General features: G+C 68.1%; 9 protein-coding genes. 4 read left to right on the forward strand and 5 right to left on the reverse strand.

Annotated elements, in window-relative coordinates:
• Nucleotides 1-62 precede the first annotated feature (62 nt).
• The gene (locus tag QZ753_RS05630) at nt 63-473 is read left to right on the forward strand and encodes a hypothetical protein (RefSeq protein WP_294641747.1); all 411 of its coding nucleotides are present in this window, start codon (nt 63-65) and stop codon (nt 471-473) included.
• Nucleotides 474-581: 108 nt separating this feature from the next.
• Here the strand turns inward: QZ753_RS05630 and QZ753_RS05635 are convergent, their stop codons facing one another.
• Nucleotides 582-1,250, reverse strand: coding sequence for a hypothetical protein (locus QZ753_RS05635; protein WP_294641748.1), 669 nt, complete (start codon nt 1,248-1,250; stop codon nt 582-584).
• A gap of 452 nt (nt 1,251-1,702) precedes the next feature.
• Between QZ753_RS05635 and QZ753_RS05640 the strand changes: the two genes are divergently transcribed.
• Together QZ753_RS05640 and QZ753_RS05645 are read left to right on the forward strand one after the other, a co-directional pair.
• A complete protein-coding gene (locus tag QZ753_RS05640; protein WP_294641749.1) occupies nt 1,703-2,737 on the forward strand; it encodes a PAS domain-containing protein in 1,035 nt (344 codons plus the stop codon).
• Nucleotides 2,738-3,006: 269 nt separating this feature from the next.
• Nucleotides 3,007-4,497 carry a PAS domain-containing protein gene (locus QZ753_RS05645; protein WP_294641751.1) on the forward strand — a complete coding sequence of 497 codons (1,491 nt, stop codon included), beginning with the start codon at nt 3,007-3,009 and terminating at the stop codon, nt 4,495-4,497.
• Between the two features lie 266 nt (nt 4,498-4,763).
• Here the strand turns inward: QZ753_RS05645 and QZ753_RS05650 are convergent, their stop codons facing one another.
• The 3 genes from QZ753_RS05650 to QZ753_RS05660 form a co-directional block, all read right to left on the reverse strand.
• The gene (locus tag QZ753_RS05650; RefSeq protein ID WP_294641753.1) at nt 4,764-5,012 is read right to left on the reverse strand and encodes a hypothetical protein; all 249 of its coding nucleotides are present in this window, start codon (nt 5,010-5,012) and stop codon (nt 4,764-4,766) included.
• Nucleotides 5,009-5,956 carry a dihydrodipicolinate synthase family protein gene (locus QZ753_RS05655; RefSeq protein WP_294641755.1) on the reverse strand — a complete coding sequence of 316 codons (948 nt, stop codon included), beginning with the start codon at nt 5,954-5,956 and terminating at the stop codon, nt 5,009-5,011. Before QZ753_RS05655 ends, QZ753_RS05650 begins: the two co-directional genes overlap by 4 nt.
• A 279-nt stretch (nt 5,957-6,235) precedes the next feature.
• Nucleotides 6,236-7,381 carry an App1 family protein gene (locus tag QZ753_RS05660; RefSeq protein WP_294641756.1) on the reverse strand — a complete coding sequence of 382 codons (1,146 nt, stop codon included), beginning with the start codon at nt 7,379-7,381 and terminating at the stop codon, nt 6,236-6,238.
• A gap of 151 nt (nt 7,382-7,532) precedes the next feature.
• On the opposite strand from QZ753_RS05660, the gene QZ753_RS05665 reads away from it, so the two are divergent.
• Nucleotides 7,533-8,543, forward strand: a complete 1,011-nt coding sequence (locus tag QZ753_RS05665) for an AI-2E family transporter (protein WP_294641758.1) — start codon at nt 7,533-7,535, stop codon at nt 8,541-8,543.
• Between the two features lie 111 nt (nt 8,544-8,654).
• Here QZ753_RS05665 and QZ753_RS05670 read toward each other — a convergent pair.
• The coding region (locus tag QZ753_RS05670) for a CreA family protein (protein ID WP_294641760.1) at nt 8,655-9,071 on the reverse strand (417 nt) is incomplete at its 5' end.

The following is a 9,071-nucleotide window of genomic DNA, read 5'->3' on the forward strand; positions in this document are numbered from 1 at the left end:
ACACGATTCCAAGACATCGTGCACACGCTTGGTCGCGCGAAGATCGGAGTGCGGAGCGAACCATGGACGACGACATCGACAGCGAACCGGCTGCGGGGGGATCCGCCCGTTCCCCATGGACGAAACCCCGAGCGTTGGTGGCCATGCTGGCCGTCGGCCTCCTAGCCACCGTCGGCATCGTCGTCCATGCTACGCCGGACGGGCCCGCCATCGGGGGAACGACGGCATCGGAGGGATCGGGCGACCTCCCCGTGCCGTTGCCCGCGACGATCAAGCGGGCCGCGCCGCAGGCGTCCGACTATGTGTTGGTCTCCGTGTTCCGGGGCGAGGCGTTCCTCTCGACCTCGGACGACCTCGTGCGGGTCGTGGTCGGGGTCAGGAGGCCCGGCCTCGGCACGGTCACGTCGGTCGAGACCCTACCGGACGGCGGCGGGGCCGTCGTCGGCACGGAGGCGACGCTCCGGGCGGAGTGATCCGGCCGCTGCGGCCGCCGTTCCGCGCCGAGATCGTCCGTGCCGGCCCTTGGCCGCGCGAGGGTCCGCTCCCGAGCACGTTCCGCCAGGGTCTCCCGGTCGGATGTCTCAGGACGACGCGGCGACAGTCGCCAAGGCCATGACAATCGCGGCGATCAGCATGGTTCCAGCAAGCAGGGTCGATAGCACGCGGACCGAAGCGTTTCCCCGGACGGGATCCAGGCCGGACGCGAACCAATGCGCCTCCACGGCAAGGTACCAGACGACCGCCGCGCCGAGCAGGATGCCGGAGACGGCGCAGGCAGCGCCGGTTGCCTGACGCAGTCCGGTTATCGCGAAATCGAACGCCAAGGCCAGGGGCGCAGCCGCGTAGCATTGGCCGTTCATGGCTTGGCGCAGCGTCCCGAGCGTCAGCAATCGCCCGGTCCGGCGGACGCGCTGAACGGCCAACATCAACGGCAGCAGGCCGAACAGCATGGCTCGAAGGAGGAACGGGTCGAATTCCCGCTCGACGGCGCTCCTCAAGTCCGATGCCGTCAGCCCGGGGCTGACATCGACGAGATGGGCTACGAACAGCGTGAGAACGAGGAAGGCCGGCGGGTCCACGAGACCGTAAGGCAGCGCCCGGCCATCGGAGCCGCCCCCACGCTCGGCAAGGTCTCTAATGCGGGTCGGGTGACGTACGCAATGCCACAGCGTGCGTGGGTACATCAGGACCTGCGACGTCAATATCCGGAGAAGTTCCCCGCCTGGCTTCGGGCGGTTCAGGAGATCCATGCAGGGGCTCCATTGGGCTTGGGCTGAGTGGGCGGCGGCAGTGCTCGGTGGGTGGCGCCCGGAGTGAGCGGCGTTCTGGGAACTCTCTCACTTTCCTTCGCGGCGCTGGCACGAGAATCATCCGTCACGTGGCAGGAGCGAGGATGAACTCTCCTCCTACCGGGGACGCTGTCTGCGAATTCCCCCGAGGGACCGAGCCACGGTGTCTGTGCTGGGTATTGGCGGCGGAAACCGGGACGGAAGCGGTCTATCAGCCTCCAATTCAACATTGCCCTTCACGCTGGAACAGACGCGTCGGCGAGGCGGCCATGAGGAGCACTTCGACACCGTCATGCATCGGGTCTACCACGTCGACTGAAGTCTTCGCCGGCCGTCGATGGATCGGATCGACGGGTTGGGAGTTGGTCGCACGGTGGCCGTGCCTGTGTGTATGCGTGCCCCGCGGGGTGTCGATGGACGAGACAAAGAACGGACGCTCGTTCGTCGGCGACGATCCGGTGGCAGCCGAGGGTGCCGTGCTCGCAGACCGACGGGAGCTCGCCCTCGTTGCCGTGGAGCGCACCCGCATGCCGATGATCATCACTGACCCGCAGCAGACCGACAATCCCATCGTCATGGCCAACGCCGCGTTCCTCGAGCTGACCGGCTACACCGCCGCCGAGGTCATCGGCCGCAACTGCCGCTTTCTCCAGGGCCCGGAGACCGACCCGGACGACGTCGACGCCATACGTGAGGCGCTCGCATCGGGGGCGGAGCACTTCGAGCTGGAGGTCCCCAACTACCGCCGGGACGGCAGCACGTTCCGCAACCAGCTCGCCGTGAGCCGCGTGACAGGCGAGGGCGGCGAGCTGCTCTACTACTTCGCCTCCCAGAAGGACGTCACCGCCCTGCGCAAGGCCGAGCGCCTCGAGCAGGCCGAGCACCTGCTCCTGAAAGAGGTCGACCACCGGGCCATGAATGCGCTCGCCCTCGTGCAGAGCTTCGTCAGCCTCGGGGACGCCAAGGACCCCGAGAGCTTCTCCTCCGCGATACGTGGTCACGTCCAGGCCCTCGCCTCGGCGCACCGCCTTCTTGCGGAGTCTCGGTGGCGGTCCGTAGATCTGTCGGCTCTCGTCGCGGGAAGCCTTCCCGCAGTTGCGAGGCGGCAGGTCTGGACCCATGGCGACCCGGTCCGGATCCAGGCCCAGCTCGTGCAGCCGCTGGCCCTCGCGCTCCACGAGCTCACGTCCAACGCCCTTCGCCACGGCGCCTTGTCGGAACCGACGGGAGGGTTGGACGTGACGTGGCGTCGCGGCGGCGGGGGCGTCGTCCTCGAGTGGCACGAGCGCTGCTTCCGCGCCGTCGAGGCTCCCATGCGTTCCGGGGTCGGTCTCCGCATGCTCGACGCACTGGCGACGCAACTCGGCGCGGAACTGCGGGTCGACTGGCAGGACGGCGGCATCCAGGTCGCCCTGGCGATCCCGGTGCCGGATGAGGCGAACCCCTGACCACGACTTTCGACGTGCTACCGGTGGTGCGGGCATTCGACCCGCGAACCCGACGCGTCCATTCGGGCTGAGGGGCATCCGCGCGGAACGGGCCGGAGGGGCGGCATGCACGTCTGCACGTCCGGCGATACCCGTCGTCAACCTGTCATCCCGCTTCGGCTATCGAAGGATCGGCGAGCCGCGCTATAGACATCGTTGGGGAACGTTGAGGTTGACTGGGGCCAGGGTCGTTGCGGGATTTCAGGGAAGAGGCTCGAATCATCGGGGAGATGCAGCGGTCCGGGTCCGGCCCCGACCCGTTCTCGTCCGCGGTGCGGGCGACCCGCATGCCGATGCTGATCACCGATCCGCGGCAACCCGACAACCCGATCGTCTTCGCCAACGCCGCCTTCGCCAGGCTGACGGGTTTCGGCCGCGACGAGATCCTGGGCCGCAATTGCCGCTTCCTCCAAGGACCGGCGACTGACCGCACCGACGTTGCCCGCCTGCGGGCGGCCATCGAGGCGCGGGTTCCGATCGAGCTGGAGCTTCTGAACTACAAGAAGGACGGCACGACGTTCTGGAACAGGCTGCTGGTCTCCCCGGTGTTCGGCGTCGACGGCGAGCTGACCTACTTCTTCGCCTCCCAGTTCGACGTGACGCTCGAACGCGAGCGTCTTGTCCTCCTCCAACGGGACCGGGACGAACTGGAAGCGGAGGTCGCCCTGCGGAGCGCCGAGCTCCAGGCCAGCGAGGAGCGCCTTCGGCTTGCCCTCGAAGCGGGCCGCCTCGGAAGCTGGAGCGTCAATCTCGACACAGGGTGGCTGACCGCATCCGACGGCTGCAAGGCCATCTGCGGACGGGCCCCCGACGATCCCCTGAGCCTTGAGGAGTTGCGGGAGACGATTCACCCGGACGATCGCGCGCTCCAGAAAGAGGCGATGGAGAGGGCGATCGCGGAGGGCACCCTTCTCGATGCGGAGTACCGCCTCGTCCTGCCGTCCGGCGAGGAGCGCTGGGTCCAGATCCGTGGGCAGGCTCACTACCGTGCCGACGGGTCGCCGCTCCTCATCACGGGAACCACGCAGGACATAACCGACCGTCGTCGGGTCCAGAGCCACCGCGCGCTGCTTGCCCGAGAGATGGGGCACCGGGTCAAGAACACGCTGACGTCCTTGCGGGCGGTGGTCTCGCAGACCCTGCGCCGGGCGAAGTCGCTGGACGAGGCCGGCCGGACGCTGACCAGCCGCATCCAGGCCATGGCCACGGCCAACGATCTCCTCCTCAAGGAAGACTTCCGAAGCGCGGCCATGGACGACCTCGTCACTCATACACTCGCACCGTTCGGTGTCGAGGACGCCGAACGGTTCCATGTGTCGGGCCCCGCGGTCACGCTCCCCCCTGCTGCCGTCTCCGCGTTCGCGCTCGCCCTGCACGAACTCGCGACGAACGCGACGAAGTACGGCGCCCTGTCGAACGAGGCCGGCGTCGTCGAGATCCGCTGGTCGGTCCGTCGTGGGAAGGTGGCTCGGGATCTCGAGGTCGTCTGGACGGAGAGCGGGGGGCCGCCCGTCTCACCGCCGACGGAGACCAGCTTCGGGACCCAGCTCATCCAGCGGGTCCTCGCGATCGAGATCGAGGGATCGGCGGAGATCGACTACCGCAGGGAAGGCGTCGTGTTCACCGCGGTGGCCAAGCTCGAGAATGACGGCTTACGGCGGAGGGGTCCATCGCGAAGCCCATACGGCCCCGATAATGGCGCAGCGGCACGCGGCCCATAGACGACAGGATTCAGTTAGAGACCGACCCTCCGGGAGTTCAGGACTCGCTGCACTCGTCGATGGAGCAATAGGGATTGCGTCTTCAGAGACGAGCGGGGCGAGCGGTCCGCCAGCACCTCGCGGCGAACCACTATCCGAGAGTGAGAAGAGCCGGCCTCGCCGCCAACGTATCGCTTCAACTGGCCGGCTGAGGCCTGTTGGAAGCGCAACTTTTGTATCTAAACGCTCAGCTTATGGGTCAGATCACACGCTCTCGATCGCCCGGTTCACCGCGGCACCAGCCGGATAGTGGGGACGGCAGCAGCCTCCGCGTCGGCGGCTGGCCCGTAGCAGACGTGCCGGGCCACCTCGTCCAGCGCCCGTCGTTCCCGCCGCGCGAAGTCCAGCGCCGCCTCGCGTGACACGAAGATGCCGCCGCAGCAGTTGCATGGCCCCTCGACGATCCAGTTGCCGTGCCCGTCGGGACGCAGCGAGAACGCCAGCGGGTCCGGTTCGACCTTCGAAGCCGCGCTCATCGAACGGCCTCCTCGGCGAACGCATGCGCAACGGGAACGCGCGGCGGCACGGCCTCGATCGCGTCGCTGACGGACGCTGCCTGCCGGCGCGCGTCCTTGCAGAGCGCATGGAGCGGCATCCGCACGGTCGTCTCGCAGCCGACGCTTTCGTGGAGCAGTTCCTTGAGGGCCGCCACGCCCTCCACCTCGACGAGGTCGACGAGCGGACGCAGGCGGGACTGGAATTCCCGCGCGAGGACGCCGTCGTTGCCGCGGATCGCGTCCCACAGGCCGACGACCAACGTCGGCGCGACGTTCGCGACCGCGCTGAACAGCCCGTCCGCCCCGAGAAGGCCGCTTGCAGCGGCCGTAGGTTCGTGTCCCGCGAGAAAGGCGACGCCGTCGCGGGCCCTCGACATGCACTCGACGTGCAGCGGGTTGGCGGAGTGGTCGACGATCGCCGCGACGTTCGCGACCTCCGTCAGCTCGGCCATCTGGCAGGAGGTGAGGTGGACCTTGGTCGCGGCCTCGTCGAACTCGAGGAACAGCGGCAGCCCGGTCGCGGCCGCGACGGCCTCGACATGCGCGCGGATCCCGGCGAACGAGGGCTTGTTGTAGAACGGCATGACCACGACGAGGCCGTCGGCGCCGGCCGCCTCGGCGTCCAACGCAAGCGCGATGGACTTCGCAGTGCTCGGCGTCCCGACATGGGCTAGGACGGACATCCGGCCCTTGGCCGACGCGGCGGCCTCGACCAGGGCGATCCGCTCGGCGCGCTCGAGGGTGGATCCCTCGCCGGCCCAGCCGGCGAGGGCCACGGCCGAGACGCCGCTGCGAGCCTGCCAGCGCGTCAGCGCGGCGACGCGGAACGTGTCCACCTCGGACGACATGCCGACGTCGGCGTCGAAGCTGGACTTGAACGGCGTGATCAGTGAGGTCACCACGCCGGAGAATGCGGCACTCATCGAAGGAGCTTGCTCCCGTTGTTTCGATGAGCGGAATGTCGGTCGAACCGCATAAAGGATCGATATGAATTTCCGCGCGGCCGGAGCACCTAGCCGCTCCTTTCAAACGATCGAGATCCCAACCGTCCTCAGCGCGGACAGCGGCTTGGCGACCGCTGCCAGCGTGCCGCCGCGCCTGTCTGCCAGACGCTGAGGCACAGGAACGCGTTCCGCGGCCAGCATGCCGTCGCTGCAACCCCGGACACGCACGTCGGGAGCTCCGAGCGCCAGGCTTCGGCATCATGCAAAGCCGGGTCTGGGGGCTCTGCGTTCAAAGTCCCGGGCAACCTCGTCGGCCATGCGATCGACGGTACCGGACGGAACCAGTCCGGCGTCCTCGGCATGCCGCGCAGCGGGTTCGAGCGTCTGTCCCGTCGTGACGGATACCCCGGCAGCGCCGATCGCCTCCATGGCTTCCCGCACCCCGGACCGGAAACCGCCGGGCGAGACGTCACGCAGGTAGACTGCGAGGATGCGGCCGGAATGCGTGCGGACGGTCTCGGCGTAGATCGCGGCGTCGCTCTGCCCGGTGTCCCCGACGAGGACGAAACGGCCCGGGTACGCGTCCAGGATCCGGTCGATGGCGGCGAGCTTGTGGGTGCGGTGGCTGCCCGTCAGCCACTGGGTCTTGTTCAGCCCGAAATCCTTCAGGAACATCGGCCCGTGCGGGATCCCCCGCAATTCCATGAAGTCCTCGAACAGCTCGTGGAGGTTCCACGGGCTCGACGAGACGTAGAAGACGGGGTTCGTGTTCGGGCCCGTGCGCCCGGAGGCCAGCGCGCGGAACAGGAACGCAACGCCCGGGAACGCGACCCGCCCCTCGGCGGAGTTCGGGGCAACGGTTCGCAGGTGCTTGAGGAAGTTCTGCGCGCCCGTCTCGACAAGCGTGTCGTCGAGGTCGGAGACGATGCCGAACTCGGCATCCGTCCCGACGACACGAACGAACAGCTCCCGTCGCATCGGCTCGAACCGGAAGCCGGGCGCCGAGCGCAGGATGAGTTCCGCGGTGAGCCACGGCCCTTCGACAGACGCCGTATCGACGGCAGTCTCGATCGCGAAGAAGCCCTGCTTGTCGGTGACGGCCGTGCCGCGAACGTCGCCCACCCGCCACTCGACGACCGCGTCCCGGATCTCGTCGGTCTCGTAGCGGCGGAACGTCCGCCAGAGCTGCGTCCAGCGCGAACGGGAACGCTCGGCGCCGACGACCCCCTCGTCCTCGACGCCCCGTCCGCCGAAGCGAACGCGTCCCCCGGAGGCGTAGCCACGGTACGGCAACAGGATCGGCGGAGAGACCAGTCCCAGCCGGAGCTTCGCATGGTATCGGGCATCGTCCCAGATCCCCGCAACCGCGCCGATGCCCTGCCGCGCGACGTTCCCCACACCCATCTCGAAGCCTCCCCTACAGTCAGTGCGCCGAACCGGAACATGCGACATTCCGTTCCGTTGTCGCTCCAGCATCGGGTGTCGGTCCGGTCGGATCGGCGGCTTTCGTCAGCCGCTGCTCCCCTTCTCTTGTCCCGTATTCGAGTGAGCGTCGATGTCCCGTAGAGCCGTTGCCGTCGCCGTTCTGGCCGTCGCCTTCCTAATCGTCCTGTGGACGGCGCCCGACGTCCTGCTGGTGGTGTTTGCCGGGATCCTCATGGCGGTGTTTCTGCGCGGCGGCGGCGAATGGATCGCGCGCAAGCTGAACATCCGCGGCGGCTATGGCCTCGCGATTTTCGCCGTCGCTCTGGCGGTCGGCACGCTCCTGTTCTTCGGGCTAGCCGGGGCGGCGCTTGCAGCGCAGGTACAGGAGTTCTGGGACAAGCTACCGGGCGCCGTGTCGACCGCCCGTGGGTACGTCGACGGACACCCTTGGGTCGCCAAGACGATCGACTCGCTGGACCCGAGTTCGCTGGCCCCCTCCGGCGAGAGCGCCACGGCGGCCTTCTCCTCGACGCTCGGAGCGTTCGGCAACGTCGTCGTGATCGTCTTCATCGGCCTCTACGGCGCGGTCTCGCCAAGGACCTACGTGGGAGGGACAACAGCGCTCGTCGCTCCCTCGCAGCGCCCGAAGTTCCGGTCGATGATCGACGAGGCGGGGGTTGCGCTGCGCGGCTGGCTCCGCGCCCAGTTCGTCTCGATGTCCGTGGTCGGAGTCCTGACCGGGCTCGGCCTCTGGGCGCTCGGCGTGCCCCTGGCACCGCTTCTCGCGGTTCTGGCGGCCCTGCTGACGTTCATCCCAAACATCGGCCCGGTGCTGGCGGCCCTGCCCGCGGTCCTCTTGGGTCTCTCCAGCGGACCCGGCACGGCTTTATGGGTGATCGGCCTCTACGTCGCCGTCCAGACGATCGAGAGCTACCTGATCACCCCGCAGGTCCAGCAGGAGTCCGTGTCGCTTCCCCCGGCGCTGACGATCTCCGTGCAGCTCCTCTTCGGCGTCTTGTTCGGCATCCTCGGGCTGGGCCTCGCCACGCCGCTCGCGGCCGTCGCCCTGCGTCTCGGCAGGATGTTCTACGTGAAGGAGTATCTCGACGGCGAGGCAGAGGTGTCGAAGACGGTAGGGTGAGCGAAGAGGCGCCGGTCGCGTTTATGAATGCAGCGACGGCGATGATGGTCGCACGGTTGGTGGTCCGCTCGGGTCCGGAGAATCAATCCGCGTCCGACCGTGGATGTCGGATCAGCGAACCATCGGTGTGGCCGGCTGCGTGCCGTTCCAAGCCATCGGCGCGACGACCGAGAGCGAGGTGTCCGGCGAGCCGTCGATCAACCGGGTCGTCCGCGCGACATAGACGAGGCTGCCGTTCGCCTTGTCGAACAGGCGGTCGATCTCCAGTGACTTGAAGACCAGGGAGCGGCTCTCGTCGAAGACCTGCTCCCCTTCCTCGTCCCCGCTGATCGTGTCGTTGTAGACCACGGGCCCCGTCTGGACGCAGGAAACGCTGGCGATGGACGGATCCTCGGCCAAGCCGACCGCGCCCCTGAGGCCGCCCGTCCGAGGGCGGGCCACGTAGCAACTGATGCCCCCGATCTTCGGGTCCTCGAAGGCCGTGATGACGATCTTGTGGTTCGGGCCGATCAGCTTGAAGGCCGTCGA

It is taken from the genome of uncultured Aureimonas sp. (genome assembly GCF_913775355.1).
GTDB lineage: Bacteria > Pseudomonadota > Alphaproteobacteria > Rhizobiales > Rhizobiaceae > Aureimonas.

Coding starts and splice junctions, on each gene's coding strand:
- QZ753_RS05630 (WP_294641747.1), top strand. CDS start 63: ATGGACGACGACATCGACAGCGAACCGGCTGCGGGGGGATCCGCCCGT.
- QZ753_RS05635 (WP_294641748.1), bottom strand. CDS start 1,250: ATGGATCTCCTGAACCGCCCGAAGCCAGGCGGGGAACTTCTCCGGATA.
- QZ753_RS05640 (WP_294641749.1), top strand. CDS start 1,703: ATGGACGAGACAAAGAACGGACGCTCGTTCGTCGGCGACGATCCGGTG.
- QZ753_RS05645 (WP_294641751.1), top strand. CDS start 3,007: ATGCAGCGGTCCGGGTCCGGCCCCGACCCGTTCTCGTCCGCGGTGCGG.
- QZ753_RS05650 (WP_294641753.1), bottom strand. CDS start 5,012: ATGAGCGCGGCTTCGAAGGTCGAACCGGACCCGCTGGCGTTCTCGCTG.
- QZ753_RS05655 (WP_294641755.1), bottom strand. CDS start 5,956: ATGAGTGCCGCATTCTCCGGCGTGGTGACCTCACTGATCACGCCGTTC.
- QZ753_RS05660 (WP_294641756.1), bottom strand. CDS start 7,381: ATGGGTGTGGGGAACGTCGCGCGGCAGGGCATCGGCGCGGTTGCGGGG.
- QZ753_RS05665 (WP_294641758.1), top strand. CDS start 7,533: ATGTCCCGTAGAGCCGTTGCCGTCGCCGTTCTGGCCGTCGCCTTCCTA.